Source organism: Larsenimonas rhizosphaerae (genome assembly GCF_026240105.1).
Classification (GTDB): Bacteria; Pseudomonadota; Gammaproteobacteria; order Pseudomonadales; family Halomonadaceae; genus Larsenimonas; species Larsenimonas rhizosphaerae.
In genome coordinates, this window is the sequence record NZ_JAPIVE010000002.1 from 112,549 (window position 1) to 139,467 (window position 26,919).

At 58.3% G+C, this 26,919-nt stretch carries 24 protein-coding genes; 12 read left to right on the plus strand and 12 right to left on the minus strand.

Annotated elements, in window-relative coordinates:
- Positions 1–22 precede the first annotated feature (22 nt).
- Complete coding sequence (locus tag OQ287_RS07055) at positions 23–1,234, minus strand: murein hydrolase activator EnvC family protein (protein WP_265895977.1); 1,212 nt, start codon at positions 1,232–1,234, stop codon at positions 23–25.
- Positions 1,235–1,247: 13 nt separating this feature from the next.
- Complete coding sequence (gene gpmI / locus OQ287_RS07060) at positions 1,248–2,801, minus strand: 2,3-bisphosphoglycerate-independent phosphoglycerate mutase (RefSeq protein WP_265895978.1); 1,554 nt, start codon at positions 2,799–2,801, stop codon at positions 1,248–1,250.
- A 185-nt stretch (positions 2,802–2,986) separates the two neighbouring features.
- On the opposite strand from gpmI, the gene OQ287_RS07065 reads away from it, so the two are divergent.
- The 10 genes from OQ287_RS07065 to OQ287_RS07110 all read left to right on the plus strand — a co-directional run bounded on the left by OQ287_RS07065 (position 2,987) and on the right by OQ287_RS07110 (position 12,397).
- On the plus strand, positions 2,987–3,409 hold the full coding sequence (locus OQ287_RS07065; RefSeq protein WP_265895979.1) for a rhodanese-like domain-containing protein: 423 nt from the start codon (positions 2,987–2,989) through the stop codon (positions 3,407–3,409).
- 48 nt (positions 3,410–3,457) lie between these two features.
- Positions 3,458–3,928: a protein-export chaperone SecB gene (secB, locus tag OQ287_RS07070; protein WP_250934804.1), complete on the plus strand. Its 471-nt coding sequence runs from the start codon at positions 3,458–3,460 to the stop codon at positions 3,926–3,928.
- Between the two features lie 3 nt (positions 3,929–3,931).
- The gene (locus tag OQ287_RS07075; RefSeq protein ID WP_265895980.1) at positions 3,932–4,660 is read left to right on the plus strand and encodes a 16S rRNA (uracil(1498)-N(3))-methyltransferase; all 729 of its coding nucleotides are present in this window, start codon (positions 3,932–3,934) and stop codon (positions 4,658–4,660) included.
- A gap of 121 nt (positions 4,661–4,781) precedes the next feature.
- Positions 4,782–6,506 carry a ubiquinone-dependent pyruvate dehydrogenase gene (gene poxB, locus OQ287_RS07080; protein WP_265895981.1) on the plus strand — a complete coding sequence of 575 codons (1,725 nt, stop codon included), beginning with the start codon at positions 4,782–4,784 and terminating at the stop codon, positions 6,504–6,506.
- A 122-nt stretch (positions 6,507–6,628) separates the two neighbouring features.
- A complete protein-coding gene (gene gshB / locus OQ287_RS07085) occupies positions 6,629–7,600 on the plus strand; it encodes a glutathione synthase (protein ID WP_265895982.1) in 972 nt (323 codons plus the stop codon).
- A 93-nt stretch (positions 7,601–7,693) separates the two neighbouring features.
- The gene (locus OQ287_RS07090) at positions 7,694–8,251 is read left to right on the plus strand and encodes a YqgE/AlgH family protein (protein WP_265895983.1); all 558 of its coding nucleotides are present in this window, start codon (positions 7,694–7,696) and stop codon (positions 8,249–8,251) included.
- A 15-nt stretch (positions 8,252–8,266) separates the two neighbouring features.
- On the plus strand, positions 8,267–8,725 hold the full coding sequence (ruvX, locus tag OQ287_RS07095) for a Holliday junction resolvase RuvX (protein ID WP_250934816.1): 459 nt from the start codon (positions 8,267–8,269) through the stop codon (positions 8,723–8,725).
- Positions 8,722–9,228, plus strand: coding sequence for a bifunctional pyr operon transcriptional regulator/uracil phosphoribosyltransferase PyrR (gene pyrR / locus OQ287_RS07100; RefSeq protein WP_265895984.1), 507 nt, complete (start codon positions 8,722–8,724; stop codon positions 9,226–9,228). The genes ruvX and pyrR overlap by 4 nt, the downstream gene beginning before the upstream one ends.
- 1 nt (position 9,229) lies before the next feature.
- Positions 9,230–10,222 carry an aspartate carbamoyltransferase catalytic subunit gene (locus tag OQ287_RS07105; RefSeq protein WP_250934820.1) on the plus strand — a complete coding sequence of 331 codons (993 nt, stop codon included), beginning with the start codon at positions 9,230–9,232 and terminating at the stop codon, positions 10,220–10,222.
- An 864-nt stretch (positions 10,223–11,086) separates the two neighbouring features.
- Positions 11,087–12,397 (plus strand): dihydroorotase, encoded by a 1,311-nt coding sequence (locus tag OQ287_RS07110; RefSeq protein ID WP_265895985.1) that lies wholly within the window; start codon positions 11,087–11,089, stop codon positions 12,395–12,397.
- 22 nt (positions 12,398–12,419) lie between these two features.
- On the opposite strand, the gene OQ287_RS07115 is transcribed toward OQ287_RS07110, so the two are convergent.
- Positions 12,420–13,292, minus strand: a complete 873-nt coding sequence (locus tag OQ287_RS07115) for an NAD(P)-dependent oxidoreductase (RefSeq protein ID WP_265895986.1) — start codon at positions 13,290–13,292, stop codon at positions 12,420–12,422.
- A gap of 216 nt (positions 13,293–13,508) precedes the next feature.
- Here OQ287_RS07115 and OQ287_RS07120 point away from each other — a divergent pair, with 216 nt between their 5' ends.
- Positions 13,509–15,089 carry a sodium:solute symporter gene (locus tag OQ287_RS07120; RefSeq protein ID WP_265895987.1) on the plus strand — a complete coding sequence of 527 codons (1,581 nt, stop codon included), beginning with the start codon at positions 13,509–13,511 and terminating at the stop codon, positions 15,087–15,089.
- A gap of 196 nt (positions 15,090–15,285) precedes the next feature.
- Here OQ287_RS07120 and OQ287_RS07125 read toward each other — a convergent pair whose 3' ends face one another.
- The 8 genes from OQ287_RS07125 to OQ287_RS07160 all read right to left on the minus strand — a co-directional run bounded on the left by OQ287_RS07125 (position 15,286) and on the right by OQ287_RS07160 (position 23,231).
- The gene (locus OQ287_RS07125) at positions 15,286–15,951 is read right to left on the minus strand and encodes a GntR family transcriptional regulator (RefSeq protein ID WP_250934827.1); all 666 of its coding nucleotides are present in this window, start codon (positions 15,949–15,951) and stop codon (positions 15,286–15,288) included.
- A gap of 28 nt (positions 15,952–15,979) precedes the next feature.
- Positions 15,980–16,894, minus strand: a complete 915-nt coding sequence (locus tag OQ287_RS07130; protein WP_250934828.1) for an aminotransferase class IV — start codon at positions 16,892–16,894, stop codon at positions 15,980–15,982.
- A 28-nt stretch (positions 16,895–16,922) separates the two neighbouring features.
- On the minus strand, positions 16,923–18,335 hold the full coding sequence (gene nhaC / locus OQ287_RS07135; RefSeq protein ID WP_250934829.1) for a Na+/H+ antiporter NhaC: 1,413 nt from the start codon (positions 18,333–18,335) through the stop codon (positions 16,923–16,925).
- Positions 18,336–18,593: 258 nt separating this feature from the next.
- Positions 18,594–19,490: a nuclease-related domain-containing protein gene (locus OQ287_RS07140; RefSeq protein ID WP_250934830.1), complete on the minus strand. Its 897-nt coding sequence runs from the start codon at positions 19,488–19,490 to the stop codon at positions 18,594–18,596.
- Between the two features lie 329 nt (positions 19,491–19,819).
- Entirely contained in the window at positions 19,820–20,473 is a 654-nt protein-coding gene (locus OQ287_RS07145; RefSeq protein ID WP_265895988.1) for a DsbA family oxidoreductase, read from the minus strand.
- Between the two features lie 90 nt (positions 20,474–20,563).
- Positions 20,564–20,980 (minus strand): lysozyme inhibitor LprI family protein, encoded by a 417-nt coding sequence (locus tag OQ287_RS07150; protein WP_250934832.1) that lies wholly within the window; start codon positions 20,978–20,980, stop codon positions 20,564–20,566.
- A gap of 385 nt (positions 20,981–21,365) precedes the next feature.
- On the minus strand, positions 21,366–21,701 hold the full coding sequence (locus tag OQ287_RS07155) for a hypothetical protein (RefSeq protein ID WP_265895989.1): 336 nt from the start codon (positions 21,699–21,701) through the stop codon (positions 21,366–21,368).
- 87 nt (positions 21,702–21,788) lie between these two features.
- Positions 21,789–23,231 (minus strand): DUF2971 domain-containing protein, encoded by a 1,443-nt coding sequence (locus tag OQ287_RS07160; protein WP_265895990.1) that lies wholly within the window; start codon positions 23,229–23,231, stop codon positions 21,789–21,791.
- Between the two features lie 547 nt (positions 23,232–23,778).
- Between OQ287_RS07160 and OQ287_RS07165 the strand changes: the two genes are divergently transcribed.
- Positions 23,779–24,609 carry an NAD-dependent protein deacetylase gene (locus tag OQ287_RS07165; RefSeq protein WP_250934833.1) on the plus strand — a complete coding sequence of 277 codons (831 nt, stop codon included), beginning with the start codon at positions 23,779–23,781 and terminating at the stop codon, positions 24,607–24,609.
- 8 nt (positions 24,610–24,617) lie between these two features.
- Here OQ287_RS07165 and OQ287_RS07170 read toward each other — a convergent pair whose 3' ends face one another.
- A complete protein-coding gene (locus OQ287_RS07170; protein WP_265895992.1) occupies positions 24,618–26,909 on the minus strand; it encodes a glycoside hydrolase family 3 C-terminal domain-containing protein in 2,292 nt (763 codons plus the stop codon).
- Positions 26,910–26,919 lie beyond the last annotated feature (10 nt).

Consider the following 26,919-nt stretch of genomic DNA (forward strand, 5'->3'; position numbering starts at 1 on the left):
GCCTTCCTGATGTGATGAGTCCTTAATGCCGGGACAGCCAGCGCCCCGGATCGACCGGATTACCCTTGCTTCTCACTTCAAAATACAGTGCAGGCTGGCTGAGCCCGCCTGAATCACCCACCGTAGCCAGGGCAGCCCCCTTCTCAACCTGATCACCGGTAGTGACGTTGATCCGCTGATTATGTGCATACAAGGTAAGCACGTTATTTCGATCAGCGACAATCACCAGGTACCCGAAGCCACGCATCCAGTTGGCGAATACCACCTGGCCCGCCACCATGGCCCGAACGGTGGTGCCTGCGCGTGCGCCCAGCAGGACACCATTTCTGTGGACGCCTTCGCCCTTGCCATAGGCAGACAGCATGCGTGCTCCCGCTATGGGCCACTTGCCCGTGGTCGCCTTGCCGGCCCGCACGACGCGAGAGGGCTGCGCGGGTGCCTCGGCGCTGGCTTCCTCGGCGGTCAATTCGCCGGTGCCGGTTGTTTTACGGGCCCTGGCCAGCTGTTCCTGCATGGCATTGAAGGTCTTTTCGGCCTGTGTCTGCTCGCGCTTGAGGGCGGCCAGACGTGACTGGCGGGAGCCGTATTCGGCATTCAGTGTGGCCACGGCCTGTTCGCGCTCCCTTCGCTGGCCATCCAGTGTGGCCTGCTGGCGGGTCAGGGTAGCTCTGGTGGTATCCAGTGATGCCTGTTGTTCGTTCAGCTGGTGTTCATTGCGGGCCAGGTCGAGATTCAGCGATGCCAGGGCATCCAGTCGTGCCTGGCGAGCCTTGTTCAGCGCGTTGAGATAATGCTGAAAGCGCGCGGCCTGTGCCGGGTCCTGTTGATTGAGCAGCAGTTTCATTCGCGGATCACGACCAAGGCGATAAAGGCCTGCCAGCTGTCGGGCAAGCCCTTCTCGCTGATCACTGCGCTCCTGCTCGAGGCTGGCGCGCTGCGTATTCAGGGTGCGTAGCGAGGATTCTATCTCGCGTTGCCGGTCGGCCAGATCATCAAGACGCTTGTGGGTGGCTGCGAGCTGCCGCTCGGCCTTCTCCAGCGCCTGACGCGCCTTGCGGCGCTTTGACGAGGTAGCGTCCAGACGGTTTTCGGCCGCCTCGACAGTCGCGCCGATGCGTTCGAGCTGTGCTTTTGATATATCGGCCGCAAGAACGCCCGGAGCAAGTCCGGGCGTCATTATCAGCAGGGCGAGCACAAGCAGGCTTCCCCTGCGGCGCAGACAGGTAACGATCATGCGCAATGTCGCTTCACGAGATCTCAAGAAGTGAGCGGCCGGTCATTTCCTCGGGCTGTGACTCACCCAGCATGGTCAGCAGGGTAGGGGAGAGATCGCACAGGCTGCCATCTTCGGCCAGATGATCAGCGCGTTCGCCTACATAGACCAGCGGCACCATGAACGTGGTATGTGAGGTATGCGGATTGCCCGACTCGGGATCGACCATCATTTCACAGTTGCCATGATCTGCAGTGACCAGGCATTCACCGCCGACTTCCCGCAGGGCGTCGAGTACCTGGCCCAGGCAGGTATCCACGGTTTCGACCGCCTTGATGGCGGCGTTCAGATCCCCGGTGTGACCGACCATGTCGCAGTTGGCGTAGTTGCAGATGATCAGGTCAAACCGCCTGGCACGAATGGCGTCGACGAGTTTTTCCGTAATGCCGTGAGCACTCATTTCCGGCTTTTCGTCGTAGGTCTTCACGTCTCGTGGCGAGGGAACAAGAATGCGCTCTTCACCTTCGAACTCCTTTTCTTCCCCGCCGGAGAAGAAGAAGGTGACGTGAGGATACTTCTCGGTTTCGGCGATCCGCAGCTGACGCAGGCCTCGTTTGGAGGCCACTTCACCCAGGGTATTGCCAAGCTCCGCGGGAGCAAACGCCACCGGAGCCTTGATGTCCTCGGCATACTGGGTCATCGTCACGAAATTGACCTTCGGCGGGGTGCGCGTGAAGCCATCAAAGTCGTCCGACAGAAAGGCACGGCTCAGCTCACGGGCCCGATCCGAGCGGAAATTGGCAAAGATGACACTGTCACCGTCTTCGATGGTAACAGGGCTACCGTCCGGCTGAATGCTGGTGGCTTCAACGAATTCGTCGGTTTCATCACGCTCGTAGGCAGCGTCCAGCGCCTGTGTGGCACTTTCTGCCGTGTGACGCCCCTTGCCTTCGGTGACGACGCGATAGGCATCCTCGACCCGCTCCCAGCGGTTATCGCGATCCATGGCATAAAAGCGGCCCACGATCGAGGCGATCCGACCGTTCCCCAGCTCTTCGAACAGGGCATCGGCGCGACTCAAGGACTCGCCTGCGCATTTTGGTGCCGTGTCACGGCCGTCGGTAAAGGCGTGCAGGTAAATGCGTTTTGCACCGCGACCGCTGGCCAGTCTGATCAATGCCAGGACGTGATCTTCGTGGCTGTGTACTCCGCCCGAGGACAACAGCCCCAGGACATGAACGGCCTTGTCGGCGTCAACGGCCTGGTCGATGGCCTTCGTCAGAACCTCATTGCTGTCCAGTTCGCCATCATTGACTGCCTTGGTAATGCGTGTCAGTTCCTGGTAGACCACTCGGCCGGCACCAAGGTTCATGTGGCCGACTTCGGAATTACCCATCTGGCCATCCGGCAGCCCGACATACCCGCCGTCCGTATGAATCAACGTATGAGGGTAACGGGATTTCAGGTCATCCATGACCGGTGTGTCGGCATTGTCTACCGCATTGTTTTCCGAGGCATCATTCTGGCCATAGCCGTCAAGAATGATGAGTGCCACGGGACGTGGACCGGTTGTCGCTTCCTTCGTCATGAAATCGCCTCGATTAGCTGGTTCGCGAAAGGTGCCCTTTCAGGCATCATACCCCACGCCTGTTTGGACGTCAGCCGGACGCACGGCCTCGGCTTGTGTATACTGGGCGCGTTTTTTCCAGGCTACGCCAAAGGCCGTGTCTTCGGCGTATTCAGAATTCGTTATCCTCCAAGAGTGTAGGCCCAATGATCGATCAGTTTTTGGAGTTTGCCCAGAATCATCTGGTGCTCGTGAGTGTATTTGCCCTGATACTGCTGGCCTGGCTGGCATTCGAGGCCAAACGCAATGGGGAAGGTGGGGTTACCTCCGGCGAGGCGACCCGGCTGATCAACCGCGAGGACGCCGCAGTGGTTGATATCCGCGAGCCGAAGGAATTCAAGACCGGGCATATTGCCGGTGCCGTGAATATTCCAGCGGGCAAGCTCGATAGCCGTATGTATGAACTTGATAAACACAAGGACAAGCCGGTCATTGTGGTCTGCAAGTCAGGCCAGACGGCGGGGCAGTCAATGACCCAGCTCAAGGCTGCCGGTTTCAGCCGTGCCGCCAAACTCAAGGGTGGCATGTCCCAGTGGCAGGCCGATGAGTTGCCGGTAGTGCGTCGCTGACGCCGGGCCTGCGCTCTTCATTCATCATTTTCAGGGGAAATAACACGCATGTCGGAAGAAAATGCCACTGCCCAGGGGCAGGAAGACATCCAGTTCGCACTTCAGCGTATTTACGTCAAGGATGTGTCCTTCGAAGCACCGAACTCACCGTCCGTTTTCCAGCAGCAGTTTCAGCCTCGGGTAAAGCTGGATGTTGATAACAGCTATACGCAGGTGGACGAAGGTGTTTACGAAGTCACCGTCAAGGTAACGGCACAGGTCTTCAATGGCGAGCAGCAGACCACGGCGTTTCTGGTCGAAGTCGAGCAGGCTGGCCTGTTTACCATCATGGGACTTCCTGATGCACAGCTCGATCACACCCTGAATGCCTTCTGTCCGAACGTGCTGTTTCCCTATGCGCGTGAGTGCATTGATAACATGGTCGGCCGTGGCAGCTTCCCTGCGTTGATGCTGGCTCCGGTCAACTTCGACGCCATGTATGCCCAGAAGCAGCAGGGCAATCAGCAGGCCGCCAACTAGGCCATGAGCATTCGCCTTTACGTTGACGAAACGCTGCCCCTCGGGCGGCGTTTTTCCTTGCCGGAAGGCCCGGCAAGGCATCTGGCTGCTGTATTGCGTGCCAGACCCGGCGATCAGGTCAGTCTGTTTGATGGCCGGGGTCATGAGGTGCTGGCACAGGTGCTGGAGGTCGGACGCCGACAGGTGGATGTCGGAATTGTAAGTGAGTATTCGCCTACGCCAGAGTCGCCGTTGGTAGTGCATCTGGGGCAGGCGATCTCAAAGGGTGACCGCATGGATTATGCAATCCAGAAGGCGGTCGAGCTGGGCGTGGCATCAGTTACCCCGCTGTACACCGAGCGTGGCGATGTGCGGCTCAAGGGCGATCGGGCCGACAAAAAACTGACGCACTGGCAAAACGTGGCGATCAGTGCCTGCGAGCAGTGCGGCCGCGCAACGGTGCCTGCGATTCATCCGCCGATGGCCCTGCCTCAGTGGCTGGCCGAGCGGGATGATCCCCTGAGACTGGTATTGCATCCCGGGCAACCCGGCTGGCAGGAGCAGCAGGCTTCGCCAGCGCGCGTGGCGCTGTTGATCGGTCCGGAAGGCGGCCTTTCTGCTGACGAAGTGAGTGCTTCCTTGCATCATGATTTCCTTCCCCTGGGGCTTGGTCCGCGCATCCTGCGAACAGAGACGGCTCCGGTGGTTGCGCTGACCCTGTTGCAATCGCGCTACGGCGATCTGCTTCCCTGATGCAGCTACCTGCCGTGTCTCGGCAGGTCCTGCAGGCGCGTCTTCTGTATCCCGGCTAGACTTTTGTCTATACGCCCTGCCTGTGGGCAGAGGCCTTGGATGAACAATACCAGGAGATGATATGGCGACGGCAACCGTAGCTGATGTGTTGATCGAAACATTGCATCAGGCAGGAGTGCGCAGCATCTGGGGGTTACCAGGTGATTCCCTGAACGGGCTGACAGAAAGCCTGCGTACTCGGGAAGACATTTTCTGGCGAGGAGTGCGCCACGAGGAAACCGCGGCGTTATCGGCCAGTGCCGAAGCGGATGCCACCGGCCGCCTGTCGGTCTGTGCCGGCTCCTGCGGGCCGGGCAACCTCCACCTGATCAACGGGCTTTATGAGGCGCAGCGGGCCCATGTGCCCATGCTGGCCATTGCGGCCCAGATTCCCTCCAGCGAAGCCGGCCTTGGATATTTCCAGGAAACCCATCCGGAACGCCTTTTTCAGGAGTGCAGCGATTACTGTGCACTGGTATCCAGCCCCGAGCAGTTATCGCGGGTGCTGGAAACGGCGATGCGCTCCGCCATCGTGAACCGCAGTGTCTCGGTGATCGTGCTGCCGGGGGATGTAGCGCTTCAGCCTGCCAGTGACAGCAGGGTGAGCTGGTCTGACCCGGTACTGCCGGTCGTGGTACCGCCGGACAATGAGCTGGATGCGCTGGCCGAGCTGCTCAACGGGCAAAAGAAGGTAACACTGCTGTGTGGCTATGGCTGTGATAATGCCCACGATGAAGTGGTCGCACTGGCCGAGCGGCTCAAGGCCCCGGTGGTACATGCCCTGCGCGGCAAGCAGTCCCTTGAATACGATAATCCCTATGATGTTGGCATGACGGGATTGATCGGGTTCAGCTCCGGCTATCACGCCATGATGGAATGTGATTTCCTGGTCATGCTGGGCACCAACTTTCCCTACCGCGACTTTTTCCCCGAACACGGCAACATTGTTCAGATCGATAACCGGGGTGGGCATCTCGGGCGTCGCTGTCCGCTGCTGAAAGGGCTGGTCGGGGATATCCGGCCAACCCTTGCTGCCCTGCTTCCGCGCCTTGAATCACAGGATGATACGGCGTTTCTGGATGCAGCTCGCAAGCACTACCGCAAGGCGCGTCAGGGGCTGGATGATCTGGCCTCGCCACGTGACGACGACATGCCCCTGCATCCGCAGTACCTGACTGCCCGCATCAGCGCGCTGGCTGCTGCTGATGCCCTGTTTACCGCCGATGTGGGCACGCCCACCGTCTGGGCGGCACGTTATCTGAAAATGAATGGCCAGCGTCGGCTGACCGGCTCCTTCATGCACGGCTCGATGGCTACCGCCATGCCGCAGGCAATGGGACTGCAAGTGGCGCATCCGGACCGGCCGGTCATCTCGTTATCGGGGGACGGCGGCATTACCATGCTGATGGGGGACCTGATCACGCTGGCAGAGCAGCAACTGCCGGTAAAGGTGGTGATCTACAACAACGGCAGCCTGGGGTTTGTCGCCATGGAAATGAAGGCGGCAGGGTTCGTGGATCACACCACCAATCTGAGCCAGCCGGATTTCAAGGCGCTGGCCGAATCCCTCGGTATCAAGGGCGTGAGAGTGACATCATCCCGCGCGCTGGATGATGCACTGACCGAAGCGTTCGAACATGACGGCCCGGTCATCATCGATGTACATACAGCGAAGCAGGAGCTGTCGATGCCGCCGAAGATCGAGGCCGCGCAGGCCCGCGGGTTCAGCCTTTACATGCTGCGTGCCGTTATGAGTGGTCGTGGCGATGAAGTCATCGAGCTGGCGAAAACCAACCTGTTGCGCTAGTCAGCCATGGTACGGGCTGATGGGCTGACGCATACTGTTCTTCATTCAGCGGGCCGCATGCGGCCCGTTGTCACGAGACAGGCACCGAATTTGAAACACCCCCCTGGAGAGAAGAGACACCCATGGCAACAAGCACTCTGAATGTCGGGATCGTGATGGATCCCATTGCCGATATCAGCTTCAAGAAGGATACCTCGCTGGCGCTGCTGTGGGCCGCCCGAAAACGGGGCTGGAACCTGTTCTACATGGAACAGCGCCACCTGTACCTGGCCAACGGGCGAGCCATGGCGCGCATGGCACCACTTGAAGTGCATGAAGACCCTGCGCACTGGTACGATCTGGGCGAGTTCGAGGCCCGTGCCCTTGCCGAGCTGGATGTGATCCTGATGCGCAAGGATCCGCCGGTCGATCACGAGTTCATCAACGCCACTCACCTGCTGGGATTTGCCGAACGTGAAGGCGTGCTGGTGGTGAATCCCACTCAGGCGCTTCTTACCTGCAATGAAAAGCTCTATGCCCAGCAGTTTACCCAGTGCCTGGTGCCGACGGTGGTGTCCTGTGATGACAAGGTGCTGCGGGCGTTCCAGGCTGAACAGGGCGATACCATCTTCAAGCCGCTCGACGGCATGGGTGGCACCGGTATCTTCCATATCGGGCCGGACGGTCGAAACATGGGGGCGGTCATCGAGCAGCTGACCCTGCGTGGCGAGCGCCAGATCATGGCCCAGCGCTACATTCCGGAAATTCTTGACGGAGATACCCGTATCCTGTTGATCGACGGTGAACCGGTGCCCTACGGCCTGGCACGTATCCCCAGTGCCGGTGAAGTCCGCGGCAATCTTGCCGCAGGTGGCCGCGGGGTTGCCCGTGAGCTGACCGACCGCGACTACTGGCTGGTGGACCAGGTCAAGGCGTCCATCAAGGCGCAGGGGCTGATGTTTGTCGGTCTGGACGTGATAGGGGATTACATCACGGAAATCAACGTGACAAGCCCGACCTGTGTGCGTGAAATCGATGCCCAGAAGGGCACCGATATCCCGGGTCTGTTGATGGATGCCATCGAACGTCGCCTTGCAGCCCGCAACAGTTCATAAAGCGGTGTTACACTAGCAGGCTGCGATTTTTATACCGGGCATGGCGTTGCCATGCCTTTCACTGATGTGTGCCCCGGGCACCAAGGGAGGCTCATGCAGGGTTTGCAGGATCATTTTTTGCTGGCAATGCCTCACCTCGATGACGAGCAGTTTGCCGGAACGGTCAGCTACCTGTGCGACCACGATGACAAGGGGACGCTGGGACTGATTATCAACCAGCCATTGGCCCTGACACTCAAGGGGCTGTTTGATCAGCTCGAGCTGGGAGGCGAAGGCTCCCGTCACGCCGATCTGACCGTCTTTTACGGCGGGCCGGTACACAAGGATCGCGGGTTCATCCTTCACCGCGGACAGGCTGCCGACTGGGATTCCAGCCTGCAGGTGACGCCGGATATCGCGTTGACTACCTCGATGGATATCCTGCACGCCCTGGCCGAGGATCGGGGGCCGGATGAGGTGCTGGTCTGTCTGGGCTGTGCTGGCTGGGAATCCGATCAACTGGCGCAGGAGCTCAAGGACAATACCTGGCTTACCGTCGAAGCAACGCCGGACATCCTGTTTCATACCCCGCCGGCCGAGCGGCTGGAGCTTGCCGCGCGCTCTCTGGGCGTGGATTTGAGCCTCCTGTCGCGCGAGGCAGGTCATGGCTGATACGGCGGAGGCTTCATGAGCAATGGGCAACGGCTGGTCATGGCCTTTGATTTCGGCTCGCGTCGCATCGGGGTGGCGGTCGGGCAGGAAATGCTGGGATCGACTACGCCCCTCGAGCCGCTGGCGGCGCGTGATGGCATTCCGGACTGGACGATCATCAGTCGACTGCTTCAGGAGTGGGAGCCGGACCTGTTGGTAGTAGGGCTGCCGCTGAACATGGATGATACCGAATCCGAGATGAGCCGGCGTGCCCGCAAGTTTGCCAATCGCCTGCACGGCCGTTACGGCCTTCCATTCGAGATGGTGGACGAGCGTGGCTCGACCCGGGAAGCCAAGGCCATCGCCCATGCCCGCGGGCACAAGGGTAACTACCGTCAGCACGGGGTGGACGGCATCGCTGCCCAGCTTATTCTGGCGGGATTTTTCGGGCGTGACGATGTCGTCGGCATGCTGCTTTCGGAGATAAACCAATGACCCTTCCCGATGTTTCTTCCCTGCTGGATGTGCTGGTCTCGAAGACCCGGGCGCACTTTTCGACCATGCCGGAGGCGCTGCAGAACGTGCAGCTGGTTGGCCTGCATACCGGTGGCGTCTGGGTGGCCGAGGCAATCGCCAGGGAGCTTGAATTGCCCCGTCCGGTCGGCACGCTGGATATCGGCTTCTGGCGTGATGACTTCTACCATCAGGGCCTGGCCCCCAATCGTCGTTCCACCTCGCTGCCCTTTGATATCGAAGGTGCGCATATCCTGCTGGTCGATGATGTCATCATGTCAGGGCGAACCATTCGCGCAGCCATGAATGAGCTGTTTGATTTCGGCCGTCCTGAACGCATTACGCTGGTCAGTCTGATTGCCCTGCCCGGACGAGAATTACCGATTCAACCCGACGTTGTCGGGCTGGATCTGTCACTGCCTGCCGGACAGCGCATCAAGCTGACCGGGCCGGACCCGCTTATGTTGACGCTCAAGGAGACCTGAGATGCAGATATGTCCCCCTGCCCTGCCTGGTGATGTTCAGCTTGATGAGCAGGGTCGCCTGCGTCACTTTCTGGATATTCAGGGACTGCCTCGGGCACTGCTGACTGATATTCTGGATACCGCAGACAGCTTTCGTGGTATCGGTGATGCGCAGGTCAAGAAGGTGCCTCTGCTGCGTGGGCGTACTGTCGTCAATCTGTTTTTCGAAAACTCCACTCGCACCCGTGCCACCTTCGAACTGGCCGCCAAGCGCCTGTCGGCGGATGTGCTCAATCTGGATATTGGTACGTCTTCTTCCTCAAAGGGTGAAACCCTGAGAGATACCCTGTTCAATCTGGAAGCCATGCAGGCCGATGCCTTTGTCGTGCGTCATAGCGACTCCGGCGCGGCTCACTTCATAGCAAGCCAGGTAACGCCGCACGTGGCGATCATCAATGCCGGTGACGGGCGCCATGCCCACCCGACGCAGGCCATGCTCGACATGCTGACGATTCGCCGCCACAAGGGCGAGTTCTCGAACCTCAAGGTGGCCATTGTCGGCGACATTCTGCACTCCCGGGTAGCGCGCTCTCAGGTTCATGCATTGAAAACGCTGGGGGCTGGTGAGGTTCGGCTGGTGGCACCGCTGACACTGTTGCCCTCTCAGGTGGATGCCATGGGATGCCGGGTGTTTACCAACCTGCGTCAGGGCCTGAAGGATGTGGATGTCGTGATCATGCTGCGCCTGCAGAAGGAGCGTATGGACGGCGCGCTGTTGCCGTCTGAAGGCGAATTTTATCGCTACTATGGCCTGACACGTGAAACGCTGGCCTACGCACGGCCTGATGCCGTGGTCATGCATCCCGGCCCGATGAACCGTGGTGTCGAGATCGAATCTGCCGTGGCGGACGGCCCGCAGTCCCTGATCATGGATCAGGTCACCAACGGCATAGCCGTTCGCATGGCCGTACTGTCGATGGCGGTCAGTGGTCAGACGCAGAAAGGCGCTGCCTGAAGCGTCTCGGGATCACCTGCGTTGCTGCGCCGCCTTCGGGCGGCGTTGTTGTTTTCGTTGTCTGAAAAGTCGCGAAGCCGGTAGCCGGAAACATGTCGGTACGGGTGCCCTCGAACTTCCCATCGTAAATCGCTGAGACCAGGCGTAATGGCATGAGCCTTCTGATCGACTACCCCATGGTTTGAACGCGCACTGCCGGCATGCCGGAAAATCCCTGTCTCCGAGCACCCCTGATACTTCAGTTCGCTGGTCAGCTCGGGATGCCCTGTCGGGCAAAAAAAGCGCGCCATCGAGCGCGTTTTTTCGTTTGAATACCCGAGTGAGTATGCCACTGTATTTCTACGCGTTTGGCGCACTTGGCGTTTTTTGGGCGTTAAATGGCGCAGGATCGGCGCTTTTTGTGTTGTCCTTTTTCTGGTGAAGCGGGTGCGGACATCGTTTGAGCAGCATAGGAGGCCATGTGCTCTTTTTATTGGTCATGGTGGGAGGGGCAAGCACTGACGACTGCATGCATGAAATGACGAATTCAATGTCTTTACGGCGTCGCGACGATTTTCAGAAATATGAGCATTCGCCGGTCAATATCATGCATGGCTCATCATTACTGCCTGGGCTATCAAGGCTATTTTCTCCCTGTTACAAGTTAGCAGCCTATCAGTTTTTACGTCTTTATCTAATTACGTAATTTAATACGTAAAGTTGCCGTATAATCTTCTGTCACACTGGCGGACAGGTGCTCTGCCGCATGAAACGATGCCATTGCATCGACCAGGGAAGTGAGGCGACAGGGGCTGTTCGTTTTTCCGCCTGGCAAAGGGCGCTATACTCTGGCGCGACGTCGATCCACCACATGAGAGGCCGCCCATGCCGCGTATTGCCCTTGCACCAGATAACTTGCCACGCCGCTACAGTTTGAGCGGTGGCCATGTGCTGGATCTGACCCAGGGAATCAATGAGGTGGCCACGCTCTATATCGACGATGGCCGGATTGCGGCCATCGATACGCCGCCGGAAGGGTTTGAAGGTGTGCAGGACTTTGACGTGGCTGGCTTGCTGGTGACGCCGGGACTCATCGACATTGCTCCTCATCTGCGAGATCCGGGGCCGAGGTACAAGGGACAGTTGACCAGTGAAGTGCAGGCGGCGCTGGCCGGTGGCTATACCACCCTGTGCCCTCGGCCGGATACGTCACCGGTACTGGACAACCCGTCCCATATTCAGACCCTGCTGAGCAAGGCCGAGGCGCTGGGGTCGGTGCGGGTGCTGCCGCTGGGTGCGCTGACGCAGGGGCTTTCCGGACAGCTGTTGACCAATATGGCCGGCCTCAAGCAGGCAGGCTGCGTGGCGCTGACCAACCTGCGCCAGCCCATCGCGGATACCCGCGTCATGCTGCGGTGCCTTGAATATGCGGCCACCTTTGATATACCGGTTCATATTCAGCCGGAGGATGCCGCTCTGGCGGCCGGAGGGTGTGCCCATGAAGGGGTTATTTCCGCACGTCTGGGGCTTTCCGGAATTTCGGATACGGCCGAGATCATGGCGTTGTCTCAATGGCTGATGCTGATCGAGCAGACCGGGGTGCGGGCCCACTTCTCCCTGCTGTCGGCCGGGCGAAGCGTTGATCTGATCGCACAGGCCAAGGCCCGGGGTCTGGATGTGACGGCCGATGTCGGCATTGCCCACCTGCACTGGACAGACCGATTGCTCGAAGGGTTTGACAGCCGCTTTCACTTCCAGCCACCGCTGCGGGACAAAAGTGATCGCACGCTTCTGCGAGAAGGGCTCAGTGAAGGGATCATTGATGCGATCGTGAGCGATCACCTGCCCCATGAGGCAGCCGCCAAGCTGGCTCCCTTTGCTGCTTCACAGCCGGGCATGGCAAGTCTTGAAACCTGTTTCAGCATGGGCATGGCGCTGGTGGACAAGGGCGTGCTGGGTTTACCGCGTCTGGTCGAGGCGCTGACTCGAGGGCCTGCCATGGTGCTCGGCGAACCGCTGGGCCATCTGAGCCCGGGGAGCCCGGCCGATCTGGCACTGTTTGATCTTGAGCGGACATGGACGCCGGCCGAGTCCGACTGGCACTCGGCCGGCTTCAATACGCCGCTGGCCGGCGTAGCTCTCAAGGGGCAGTGTGTGGCCACACTGACCCGCGGCGTGGCCCGTTACGTCGCGTGATGCATCACGCCACGGGAGCAGGTTATTTTTCCAGCCAGCGATAAATGCCGGCAATATCTTCCTTGGACAGGCCATTCTCGTCGGCTTCTGTCCACAGGGATTCAATGCGCTCAAGCCCCGGCATCGGTTGATCGCCGGCGGCCTGAAGTGCCAGGCGGGCATCCTTCAGCCCCCATTCCAGCGCCATCTGAGCGTCAAAGTTACCGCTTTTGATCATGTCGAGCTTGGCCTTGACGTAGGGGGCTGCCAGTGGGCCGCCGTCGAGTACGGACCAGAAGTCATCGGTGGAAAATCCCAGTCTTTCGGCCAGTCGAGCGCTCTCGGCAATGCCCTGCATCATTTCAATCAGCCAGGCATTGACCACCAGTTTCATGCGCGAGCCGGCACCGGCCTCACCCAGCCAGCGGGCCCCCTTGGAGATGGCGCCAAATACGGCGTCGATGTGGGGTGACCTGTCGCGTTCACCACTGGCCAGTACCAGTACCTGCGCCTTTTCGGCCGGGGCCTTGGTGCCGGATACCGGGGCATCAATGAAGACAATATCCGGCCGTTGCTGCTGAACGGCGTTCATCAGCGTTTCGGTCGGCTCAACGCCGAGGGTGCCCATCTGCAGCAGCGTCGCACCCTCCGGCATGGCTTCAAGGGCCCGGCCGCTGTCCAGCAGTACGTCGCGTGTGGTCTCCATGTCCGGCAGCATGGTCAGTACTACCTGCGCTCCCTTGACCGCTTCGGACGGCGTATCGCACAGGGCGGCCCCCTTCGCTTCCAGATCCTCGCCACGGGCGCGGGTACGGTTCCAGAGTCGAACGGTCATGTTGCTGGCCAGCAGATTCGCGGCAAAGGCGTGGCCCATGGCGCCCAGGCCCAGTACGGCAATAGTCGGTGTGTCGGACATGATGTGCTCGTGATGTGATGAAGGTCCATTGAGCGTACCAGGTGTGAGAGCGGGCTTCCACGTGCAATGTCCTGGCTGGCTGTGCCCGATCGTTTTTTCCTGCTGACGTCGAATGCTTCGTATAGACAGCACTTTATTAGCTACATTTGAAATCAAGCCTGTTGAGCCCAGGGCCTGGCAGGTTGCCTGAAACAATAACAATATCCGGAGGGCAGGATGAGTCAGTTCACGATATGGGATACGTTGGTGCTGGTGTTTTACATCGCACTGACGGCAGCCGTCGGGGCCTGGATGGGCCGCAAGCAGGGATCGACCGAGGATTATTTCCTTGGCGGACGCAGGATTCCCTGGTGGGCAGTAGGGCTCTCGGTCATGGCCACCCAAGCCAGTGCCATCACGTTCATCGGTGCACCGGGCTGGGGCTATGAGGGCGGCCTCGAACGCCTGGTTACCTTCGTCAATGCTCCGCTGGCCATCGGGTTTCTGATCGCCTTCATGGTGCCTGTGTTTTATCGCAGTGGTGTCTACACGGTATATGAATTCCTTGAGCGACGGTTTGACGTTCGGGCTCGGTTGCTGGCGTCACTGCTGTTTCTGCTGGCTCGGGGGCTTGCTACGGGCATCGTGCTGTATGCGCCGGCGCTGGTATTGTCGGTGGTCACCGGATGGCCCACGGACTGGACCATTCTGCTGATGGCCGTGATTGCCGTCAGTTATACCGTACTGGGCGGTATCAGTGCCGTGATCTGGACCGATGTCATGCAGATGGTGGTGCTGTGGCTGGGGGCGGGGCTCAGTATTGTCGTGATCGTGAACGGCCTGCCCGGTGGCTGGGGGGAGGTGTTCAGCCATGCGCGTGATGCCGGCCTGCTGCACCCGATCAACCTCGACCCGAACCCCTCAGTGACCTATAGCCTCTGGGCTGGTGTGCTGGGTGGGTTCTTCCTGCATGTGGCGTATTTCGGCGCGGATCAAAGCCAGATTCAGCGCGTACTGACCAGCAAATCCGAACATGAAAGCAAGCGCTCACTGATGCTGGGCGGGTTCCTGCTGGTGCCTCAGATGATGTTGTTTCTGTTTATCGGCATCATGCTCCACGCCTTCTACAGCCATACAGGCGTGCCGAACGTGGACAACCCCAACGAGCTTTTCCCTCGATTTGTGGTCACCGAGCTGCCGCCTGGTGTATCGGGCCTGGTGGTGGCGGGGGTATTTGCTGCTGCCATGTCGAGCCTGGATTCTGCGCTTAATTCACTGTCAGCCGTCTCGGTCAGAGACGTGTACCAGCGTTTTGTCGCCCGGGACCGGTCGGAGGCACATTATCTGACGGCCTCGCGCTGGATGACCGTGCTGTGGGGGATCTTTGCCACCATCTTTGCCTTTTTTGCCGGCAACCTGGGGCCGGTGATCGAGGCGGTCAATCGCATCGGCTCCTATTTCAACGGCGTCTTGCTGGGCGTGTTCTGGCTGGCCATTCTGAGCCGCCGCGTCAATGGAACAGGGGCCTTCTTCGGCCTGATTGTCGGCGTGCTGGTGGTCTGGGGGCTGACGGCAGTCATCGACATGTCCTGGCTTTATTACAATCTGGTCGGCGTGGTAGTGGTGGTGGTCACCGGACATGTCATCAGTGCATCGACCGGAGGGCGCCCTTCGCATGCCCAGCTGGATGGTCTGACCTGGGCTCGGCGTAATGCCGGTGATGCGACCGCTGCTCCATCGATACGCGGCTGGCTCATTGCGCTGGTGGTCTATTTCTTTCTATGGCTGGGGCTGTTGTTCTGGCTGCAGTCGCTCTGACAGGTACGGGCTCGGCCAAAGGGCATCGTTCATGTCAGGGGCATTGGGTCATTTCGACCAGAACACGGGGCCTGATCAGGGGATGTCGGTCTGATACCGGAAGGTAGGTACTGCGCCTCGGGAGCGCTGACGCTCCCGAGGCGTTTATCGTAGTCCGCTGCGAGGAGTAAACCGGCAGCACGGCATGACTGACAGTTCAGCGCAGGTGAGCAATGACCTGGTCGAATCCCTGCTTCATGTGCGCCTCGATGAAGTCAAGCGCTGCCGGTAGAGACTCTCCTTTGGCGTGTTCGATGTAGCTGTCGTGGGATTGCCGCGCCGGGCCGGCTCGATTGTGCGCCCGCTGGTGCAGTACGAAATAGCAGCGCAGGTGTGGCTTGATCCGTGTCCACGCATCGAGCAGCAGCGTATTGCCGCTGAGTTCATAGCACCACTGATGCAGCTCCAGTTCACGATCGATGGCAAGTGCACTGTCGCCGTCGTCGATCGCCTCCAGTAGCCGGGCCTGGCGATGGTCGAGATCGGCGAAACTTCTGGCGCCGCGTTTGGGCCAGAGGCTCCGAAACGCCATCTGCTCGATGCCGGTGCGGTATTCATAGAGCTGATGAAGCCCCTCTCGGGTGAGCTCGAGCACCCGCACCCCCTTGTAGGGTTCACTGACGAGCAAACCGACGTTGATCAGATGCCGAATCGCTTCACGCAAGGGGGCGCGGCTGACCCCCATCTGCTCGGCAAGGGCGTTTTCGGTCAGGCGAGTGCCTGGCGCCAGTGTGCCGTTGGCAATCAACGTCTGCAGGCGCTGGGCGGTTTGTTCCCAGAGTGTGCGGCGCTCGGGGATCTGTTCGATCTCGGTAGTGAACATTCGCTTCCCATTGTGGCAATGATGGTCTTCAGCCGTGTTGCAGATAAGCGCTGTAGAGTTCGGCAAGACGATCGGTCAGGCGCTCGCTTCGGGTGTTTACGATAGCATGCCCATCGATCTGATAGACCGGTGTCAGGCCGCCCAGTGTACCAGTGACGAAGGCTTCGTCGGCGGTGTAGGTCTCTGCCAGCGTGAAGTCCGTTTCATGAACGATGATGCCATTCTCACGCGCCAGCCGCATGACCGTCTTGTGGGTGATGCCCTTGAAGTTGTAACGCCCGGTGGAGGTCCAGAGTTCGCCATCGCGGACAATGAAGAAGTTGGTGGAGTTGCAGCTGGCGACAAACCCGTGGGGATCCAGCATCAGCGCCTCGTTGGCGCCGGCGTTGATCGCCTGGATCAGCGCCTGAATGAAGTTGAGCCGGCTGTGTGAGTTGAGCCGCAGGTCAAACACGTCGGGCGAGCTGCAGCGGAATGTCGACGTGAACAGCGTCAGGCCCTTCGCCTTGGCTGCCTTGTCGATCACCTTGTGCTCGGCGACGATCACGATCGTTGCCTTGCCGCGCAGAAATCGCGGGTCCTGGTTGGGCGTGCTCTTGAGTCCGCGGCTGACCATCAGGCGAATATGCACGCCGTCGGTCATGTCGTTCTTCTCCAGCGTCTGGTGAATCAGGTCAACCAGCTCATCGCGAGTGACGCCGATATCCAGCGAGATCGACGCCGCGCCCTGATAGAGCCGCTTCATGTGCTCGTCGAGAGCAATCAGCCTGCCGTTGACCAGTCGAATGCCTTCCCACACGCCGTCACCCAGTACGAAGCCGCTATCGAAGATCGATACCGTCGCCTGGCTCTTGGGTTTGAACTCGCCATCGACATGGACGATGACGTCTTCGTTGCGTGAGTCGGCGACGTAGGATTGGGAGCTGCCGGTAGTGTTGGTCATGAGGTTGTTCTCCAGAAGGTCGGTTGAGTTAACGAGCGGGTTCGGCGTCGGTATCGGTCTGCGGGCGTTTCCACATCGCGAACCCGGTGAAGCCATAAAGGAGCGAGAACACCATCACGAGCCAGTGATACCAGAGGAAGGGGAGGTAATCGATGGTCGCGACGCCCGTAGTGGTCGCCATGAATACCGCGCCGCTCGTCCAGGGAATCATCGGCGTGGAAAGCGTGCCGCCGGCCTCCACGTTGCGTGACAGTACCGTGCGCTGCAGCCCCAGGCGGTCGTAGATGTTTCGGGTCATCGACGCTGCCGTGAAAATGGCCACGTAGGCGGCGCCGCCAAAGATGGTGCCGAAGAAACCGCAGGCGATGGTAGCGAGAGTAAGACGGCCGGTGCTGCGGTGAACCATTCGCGTGAGCGCATCGGCGATCGTTTCCAGAACGCCCAGGCGCTCCATCAGCCCGCCGAGCCCTAGCGCGAAGATGACGATCGCGATCACCGGCAGCATTGAGGCCATACCGCCGCGATTGAGGATGCTGGCCAGATAGCCGTCACCGTAGTCGCCCTGGTTGCCGGCATAGAGGGCAGTGACCGCTTCCAGCGGCGTGCTGTCCTGAACCAGCCAGGCGCAGGCGACGCCGAGTACCGCACCGATGGCGATGACCGGCAGCGCCGGCTTGCGCAGGGCCAGCAGCAGCAGCGTGGCGAGGATGGGCAGCAGCAGCCAGACCGAGATCGAGAAGTGCGCGTCGAGCTGGGCCATGACTGCATCGGCCTGCTGCATATCGTACTCGGTGCTTGAGAAGTGATTGCCGGCGATGGCAAAACCGACCGTCGCCAGCGTTACGCAGGGAACGCCGGTGTAGAGCATGGAGCGCACATGCTCGATCAGCGGCACTTCGCAGATGGAGGCCGTTAGTACGGTGGTATCGGACAGGGGCGAGAGCTTGTCGCCTACATAGGCACCGGAGATGACAGCGCCCGCTACCACCGGTAGCGGCAGCTCGAACCCGTGGCCGATGCCCATCATGGCGATCCCGATCGTGCCGACTGCGCCGAACGAGGTGCCGGTGACCAGCCCGGTGAGCCCGCATATCAGAAACGCCGCAGGTAGAAACCAGGCGGGGTCAATCAGTGATACGCCGTAGTAGATGACGCTGGGTACGATGCCACCGGCGATCCAGCCGCCGATCAGTGCGCCAACCGTTACGATGATCAGCACCCCCTCGAGCCCGCTGCGAATACCGTCAAGGGCACCCTGCTGGAGCGAGTCGTAGGCGTGGCCCAGGCCCTTTCCGATCGCGAACATGGCAAACCAGGCGGCAAAGAGCGCCAGCGCTACCGGAATCTTGAGAACCAGCACCGTCGACATGATGACGGCGAAACTGGCAAGTATGAGACACAGGGCGCCGGGCCCCGGTCGTTGGGCGATTCGTGGAGTCATTTCACACCTCGAGTGTTCTTGGACTTGTTATCTCGTCGTGCCGCTCTAAATTGTATACAGCATACAATTGCACAAATTCAACCACTGTATTGTTACCAGGTCGGTGTGGCGCTCTTGCGGGAAGATACCAAAACGAAAAAAGCGGCCGGGGCGGCCGCTTGAGGAGGGCGTTATTACAATCCGATCGGCATGGGCTCGGCCAGGGCACCTCGGCCATGCACGTTCAAGGGGCCATTCCGGCCAGAACATGGGGCCTGATCACTTATCCTGGAAATGCACGTTGCCGGCGGCCCACTGAGTCAGAAGGTGAGCCAGGGTGTCATGCTGTTCGGGCGTCAGTATCGTGGGAGGGATGTGGGTCAGCAGGCCCTGCATGAGCTGATGCCCTCCCAGCACCAGTACATCTTCCCCCGATGCCTGGCCCTGCACCTGCCAGGCCGGCAGGGCTACTACCCCGGTCACGAAAACCGGGGTTTTCATATGGGCTTCCAGCTGGTGTGACAGCCAGCGACAGGCACTGCGTGCTTCACGCACTGGCTGATGCTCACGCATGTGGGGGAACTGCAGTTGCTCGCGCTGGACGACAACCGGTTCGTGAATACCGACATGGATCGGGCGTAACCGCGCCTTGGCGGTGACGGTATACACCCCCTGAGGCGTCAGCACGATGGCGGTCATCGGCTCCAGCGGGCAGTCGATACTGGTGTATACGGCGTATCCTCCGGCGTCACGGCCATCCAGTGAGCGGAGGGTGTCGATGACGGCCAGTTCGCACGAAAGCCCCAGCTTCAGGCGCCTGACGCGCTGCCAGGTCGCCACCATCAGCCCGGCCAGAGCAAATACCACGACTGTACTGCCCGCGCCATAAAGTGCCCATTCCAGCCAGTTCTGCTCAGTGGTTATCAGCATCCTGCCCATGCCGTAGACAATAGGGATCAGTGCGAGCAAGGGGCCGGCCGAGGCCAGAAGATACAGGCGGATCAGGGCGCTATCGAGCCGGTTACGCAGGCTCTGCCCGGGTTCGTTGAGAAACGCACCGTCGATGGGGGAAATAAAGCGATGGTAAAACAGATGGCGCATGCCATAGACCACGATGATCGTGGCAATCAGGGGCGTGACGAACACCAGGGGAAGCAGATATTCCAACCCGTACATGGCAGCTCTCCAGAGCAGAACATGGCCGCCAGGGCCGTAGGGAAAGGCGCTAGACACTACTATAACTACACTTGCTTGTATAACGAAAACCCTGTTCGACCGGGTGAGCCGTTATGCCTGGCCGTGGCTTGATGGGGGCCCTTGAGACGTCATTGAATCAGCCTGCGCTCGTCGGTATGTTGACGGGGCGCAGGCGTCAGCACCGAAAGCCGGTCCCCTGATCATCGTGACCGGCAGGATGAGATTCACGATATGGCGTCACGGAAGGATCGTCTTTGACACCATCACCCGTGCCTTCCTGTTGAGGAAGGGAACAGTGAGTGAGCATATCAGCGGCTAGCGTTTTCCTCGGCCACCTGACGAAGTGCATCGACAAGCACTTCCGCTGGCTGGGCACCGGAAATCAGGTAGCGGCCGTCGAGGATGAAGCCCGGTACGGCAGTGACTCCGGCATCCATGAATTTCTGTTCGGCCGCTCTCACCTCATCCGCGTACTGATCCGATCGGGCGATGGCCTCGGCGGTGGCGCCGTCAAGCCCCACCTCAATGGCCTTCTCGCGTAGCACCTGTGGGTCGGCGGGATTTTTCGCCTCACCGAAGTAGGCATCAAACAGGGCCAGTTGCAGGGGCGTTTCCCGGTTCTGCGTGGTCGCCCACGCCAGCACCCGATGGGCCGCGAAGGTATTGTTTGCCCGGCGCTCGAGAGCGCCACGGAAATTCAATCCCAGTTCTTCGGCCACCTTCATGATTTCACGCTGGGACTGTTCCATGCTTGCCGCGTCCTTGCCGTACTTCCGGCACAGGTGCTCGAGTATTGGCTCGCCCTCGGGCGGCATATCCCGGTTAAGCTCGAAGGGCTGCCAGAAAAGCTCGATTTCGATCTCGCCCTTCAGGGTCTCCAGCGCGTGTGCCAGGCGCCGGTAGCCGATGGCACACCACGGGCAGGCAACATCGGATACCAGATCAATTCTCAACGTCTGCATTGGGTAACCCTCATTCGCTCAAACTCAAGACAGCCATGGTACGTGCCTGCAGGACGTAACGGCAGTACTGCCATGCAGGGAAGTAACGCGTTACTCGACAGGGGGTTCCGGTAACACCGGCGGCGTACTGTCCATGTAGGTAAGAAAGTCCTGCCAGATCTCATGCGTTCGCTGTCTTGTTAACCGGGTACGGCACGTAATACCCATGACGCCTCGAATGGTCCCCTCGCGCCACTGCGTATATACAGCGTCGCAATGGGCAGCGGCATACGCCTGCCACTGCTTTTGAGCCACCTTGATGGCATCGACCAACTCAGGGTCAGCCGCGTTACGTTCAACGCTCGTTTCCAGATAGTGGGTGAGTACCTTCTCGGCGTCCTCCAGCTCGATAGCCGCGCATCGATTGATATCGAGCGTGTTCATTACGTTATTGCAATCAAGCGCCTCGTCGTCAGCCACGGCTGACAGCGACAGCGAAGCGAGCACTATAAGTAGCCACGTTTTCATTGTTTCCCCAAACGCACATTATGTTTCGTGAAGCAAAAGGCAGGTTATATCATGGATTATGAGGCCATCATCATTGGGGGCTGCTTTGCAGGCCTGCTCGGATTCGCGCCCACGTTCGACGCTTGCCGACGGGCGTGAAATCCCGCTTGCGGGATTATTTCTGTCCCCTGAACCACCCTTGCCAGCGATGTCGCCGAACAACTGGGCTGCGCGACAAAGGACGGGCCGACCGGCTCGTATCTCGACGTCAACGAGATGCAGACAACGACGGTCCCGGGCGTTTTCGCCGCCGGCGACCTCGCCAGCCCGATGCCAAATGCGACCCTTGCGGCGGCAGCGGGCGTCATAGCCGGCGGGGTGGCGAATCAGTCGCTGATCTTAGGAGTTAGCCTCTATCTGAGTTGCGAAACGTCTCACATTGAGGTGGTTCAAGCTCAAACCAATCGAAAGCGAAAACGTCTTCGCGGTCAACGTTGACTTCTTCGAGCGTCGACAGACCCGAACCCGGCATTTCGGTACCGGCGTTGACTGCCAACACTGTCAACGGCGGGTAATCGTTATCCTCGCAGAACCACATAATTGGCCCTAGGAGCTGCGCCATGGTACCAGCGCCGCCAAATCCTAATATGTCGGCGACTTCACCATAAGTGAATGACTTTCGTTCTCTCGCCGCACAAATGAGTAGTGACCAAATCTGACTTGAACGTTGATAACGGGTCATCGTCAATCCTATCTGTTTATAGCTAACGCCTTTCTCACCGGAAAATTGGGAGCGTAGCGAGTAATTTTTTCCGAGTGCAGCAAATTGTTACACCTCTTTTGTGAAGCTGAGTAGAGACATTTCAGAATGTGTTATGCACTTCTCTTCTGGCGAGTAATGCGCTTGGTAAAACTTAAAGTCATCTCTATCTGTTTCTTTACATTTTTTCTCGATTATTTTTATTATTTTCAATTTATCTTCTATTGTCGTTTTAATACCAAAAATAATACCTTTAAGAGATGAGAATTCGTAGTTTAATGACCTGTCTTCTGGAGCTGAAAAACTATCTAGTGAGCTAGCAAGAATCAAGCGGTGTTCGTTTTCATATGACCAATATTTTGATTTAACTGTTACATCTCTATAAAAATTCTCCCAATAATTCACACGCCAATCATCTTCAGATTTAATCATGTCATCTGCACATTCACTCAAGGAACCATCTAACGTGTACCACATGGAATTCAGCTTAGGAACAGGGAGGCGACCAAGCATACGAAAGAAATCTATTTGACCATAACCTTGAATGTAATCTATCGGATAAAACATTCTTTTGCTAAATCCATAAGTAGGACCGGATGTTGAACTGTAACCATTTCTTCCTTTCAGGTTTAGAAAGTATTTTTCATTAATTACGTCAGCATTAAAGATCAAGCAAGCACCAGAATGATTATCACCATAATGCCCCCATACAGAAGAATTCTTACACTCAGACATAAAACATGCGGTATACCAATTAGGGAAAACCAGCTTTTCAATTTGAGAGATATATTCCCTAGGGAATTCGATGATTACTAGGTTTCTATTCTTTTTTTCATTATCTATGTTTCCATTAAATCGATATATTAGATCCATCTGCTGGTTGCTACGATGATGTGCTGAAAATATAGAACTTACTATTTTTTCATTACCTCCACTCTCAAGTAAGCTTTTCTCAAGAGTACGTATGAAGTCTTGGCTTAACAGGTCGCGAATTGGTTTATCTGCTTCAGAGTTTTTGTTTTCTCGTTCAGGAATAAGTCCAATTCTTTCGTATTCTGAATAAATAACTTCGAGTGCAAAGCTATGGATAATTCGAAGATAGAAAAATAATTCATCTCTTCTTACAGGTGTTGTTCGATTAGAAATTTGTTCGATAATATTTATTAGGCTTTCACTATCAAAGAATTTTTTTGTAATTTTTACGAATAAATTTTTATGCATTGGTGTAGGAAAATCTTCCTCGCCAGAAAAAACAGGCATATAGGCTGTAGTTATGGGGTACTCTTCACCTGAAATTATTAAAAAAGAACAAAGCCTCTCGAGGCATAATAGATAATGTCGAAACAAGTTTCTCCATACTATGAAGTCACCTTTCCAGTACATATCTCGAAAGCCTTCCATAGGATCGTTTAATGATTCGGGAGCTGCAAAATAGATGCTTTGTTTTTCTAACTCTTCGAACTCACCAATCAAACTATTAATACTTCTGAACCTGTAAAATTCCTTCTTCATATAATAGAGCTCAGTTTGTTGGATTTGTAACAATGATTATATGGAAGGCAGCATAAGATCAATAAGCGTGCCCGCTCATTATTTGAGGTTATGTAGCCATAGTAATTGACTCTACCCCATTGTTTCTGTTGTGAGAAAATCTAAATTTGGCGGCATATCAAAAATTCGCGTGCCTGCGCGTTTTGCCGGTTTTAATCATGCTTACGCATGGGTATCACTTGGCAGTGCGTATTTGGTTGAGGTTCAAAATAGCGTATGCCACGCGATAAAATAGATAGGCAATTACGTTAGCCATAAGCGCACTCTCTCCATCAAACCATTGTTATTTTAACCCCAGATGCTTTCCAGCATCAGCGTCAGATAGTCACACAGTGAATGCCCGACAGGCACGTGCAGTGGTGTGTTGTCTTGGTCATTCGCTGCTGGGCAGGAGCAAGTGAGTGACGCTGGCGCCAGCATATTCCTGTCGCGAATAGTGCGTGGCGCGCGACTGTTATAACTACACTTGTTTGTATACCGAAACCCTTGTCTGACTGGATGAGTTGTTATGCCTGACCGTGACCTGATGGAGTGTCTTGAGACGCTGTTGCACCAGCATGGGCCTGTGTGCGTATTGACGGGGGCTGGTGTCAGCACCGAAAGCGGCATCCCGGATTATCGTGACCGGCAGGGGGAATGGAAGCGGCCGCCACCGATGACACACCAGGCCTTCATGCAAAGCCATGCTGCCCGGCAACGATACTGGGCCCGCAGCCTGATCGGGTTCCAGGTGCTGGGCGAGGCCCAGCCGGGGCCGGCTCATCGGGCGCTGGCAGCCCTTGAGGCGTCAGGCGTCGTATCATCCATCATTACCCAGAATGTGGATCGCCTGCACCAGAAGGCCGGCAGCCGACAGGTCATCGATCTGCATGGTCGAGCGGATCTGGTGCGCTGCATGGCCTGCAGCGGGCTGTTGAAACGACGGGCCTATCATGACTGGCTGGCCGAGCTGAACCCGGGCTGGCGCGATATGTCAGCGACCGTGGCACCAGATGGCGATGCGGATCTGGAAGCAGATTTTTCAGGCGTTCAGATCCCATCCTGCCCCAGATGCGGGCATGACATCATGAAACCGGACGTGGTGTATTTCGGGGACAACGTGCCCAGGCCTCGGCTACAGAGCGCCATGAACCGGCTGGACGAGGCGGGTGCCCTGTGGGTGATCGGGTCATCGCTGATGGTGTTTTCCGGGTTCCGGTTTGCGCGACATGCTCACCGGGCCGATAAGCCGCTACTCTGCTTGAACCAGGGGCGCACACGCGCCGATGACCTGTTCACGCTCAAGGTGGATGCGCCGATTGGCGAGACACTGGCTGCGTTGGCGGCGGCCAGTGTCTAGCGGGACATTCAGGCCACAGCGGCCTGACGCAGGCGTTCCAGCAGCGTGGTGATATCGTCTTCGCTGAATGCACCGGCCGTAAAGGACGGCAGGGCGCGCAGAGGAAGATAGCGCATCATGGCCACCATCATGTCATCGCTTTCGCCATCGCTGGTGTCACCCAGCATGCCGGCCAGCAGTGGAGAGGCTTCGGCCATCGGTGCCAGGGTATCCCTCAGGATACGCTGAGCAGTCGGCAGGGCTTCAAGGTCACCGAACAGCGTATTGCGGTGAAGGGCCGGCCAGGCAGGTGCATCGCCCTCAACGGTGAACGAGGCCACGGCGCGAATATCTCGAGAGGAGGCACCGACGTGCACTTCGAAGGTGCCGCTCGGTGCGCGGAAGCATTGATGGTCCACGTCGTACCAGGCAAGATCCCGGTGGGTCAGATCAAGGGTTACCGATATGGATTCGCCCGGCGCCAGGTACACCTTGTGAAAGCCCTTCAATGCCTTTTCAGCCACAGGCACCGTGCAGGTGCGATCGCTGACATACAGTTGTATGACCTCGTGGCCGGCACGCCGTCCGGTATTGGTCACGCGCAGGGTGACACTCAGGCCCTGTTCTGCACGAATGGCATCGCCTGACAACGTCAGATCGCTGTATTCGAAGGTGGTGTAGCTCAGCCCGTGGCCAAACGGGAAGAGTGGTGCGGTTCCGACGGTATCGTAGTGACGATAGCCGACAAAAATGCCCTCGCTGTAGTTCACCACATCGCCTTCCCCCGGAAAGGATAGATAGCAGGGCGTATCTTCCAGCCGGTGAGGAAAGGTTTCTGCCAGCCGTCCGGCGGGAGAGGCATCGCCGAACAGAAGATCGCTGATGGCAGCCCCTGCCGCCTGACCACCCAGATAGCCTTCAAGAATGGCTGGCACGCGATCAACCCAGGGCATGATGATCGGCGAGCCATTGGCAAGAACGATCACCGTGGCGGGTTGTGCCTGGGTGATGGCATCAATCAGCGCCAGTTGATTGGCAGGCAGGTTCAGGTGGGTGCGGTCATAGCCTTCTGACTCGTAGCGCTCCGGTAGCCCGACAAACAGGACGGCAACCTCGGCACTCTGCGCTGCTGCTACCGCTTCTTCGGTCAGGCGATCGTTGGTCTGATCGCTGTCGATCTCGAACCCCTGCGCGTAGGTCAACGGGGCCTCGGCGCGCGACGTCATGGCATCAAGCGGCGTATCCACCCGTGTTGGATTGACGTGGGAGCTGCCTCCACCCTGAAAGCGTGGCCGCTGCGCAAACTCACCGATCACTGCCACCTTCTGTTGAGACCCCAGCGGCAATATCTGCTCGTTTTTAAGCAGCACCATACTCTGTCGTCCGGCCTCGCGGGCCAGTTGATGGTGTGCCTGCAGATCTGCCGTGGCATTTGGACGATGCTGGTCGACGCCCTTGAAAATCAGCGTCAGCAGCCGCCGTACGGCGCGGTCGAGCACCGCCTCTTCCAGATGACCTTCTTTGACGGCATCGACGATCAGGCGCGTTCGGGTATCACCACTGGAGGGCATTTCAAGCTCCAGCCCGGCCTTCAGGCCGTCAATGCGATCATTGACGGCGGCCCAGTCAGAGACCACGACGCCCTCGAAGCCCCATTCATCGCGCAGGATATCGGTCAGCAGACGGTGATGTTCGCTGCACAGGGGGCCATTAAGGCGGTTATAGGCGCACATGACGGTCCATGGCTTGCCCTCACGTACGGCTTCTTCAAAGCTTGCCAGATAGATTTCGCGCAGGGGGCGCTCGTCAATGCGTGCATCGACCGACATGCGGCGGTGCTCCTGGTTATTGGCCGCGAAGTGTTTCAGTGAGCTGCCGACGCCCTGAGACTGCACGCCCTGAATGTGCGCGCTGGCAAGTCTTGATGACAGCAGCGGGTCCTCGGAAAAGTATTCAAAGTTGCGTCCGCACAGGGGGGAGCGCTTGATGTTGGCGCCGGGCCCGAGCACCACGGACAGTGCCTCGGCCTGGGCCTCCCTGCCCAGGGCCTGACCGACCCGGGTTAATAGCTCCGTATCCCAGCTGCTGGCCAGGCCTGCTGCGGTCGGGAAGCAGGTGGCGGGGGTGCTGTCGAGCAGGCCGACATGATCTGCCCCCGGGCCATCAGGCTGCTTTCGAAGCCCATGGGGGCCATCGGCCATCATGATGGCCGGGATGCCGAGCCGCTCAATGGCACGGGTATGCCAGAAGTCCTGACCGGAGCAGAGGCCGGCTTTTTCCTCAAGGGTCAGTTGAGTCAGCAGCTCATCAAGGTCACGCATTGCAGTCATC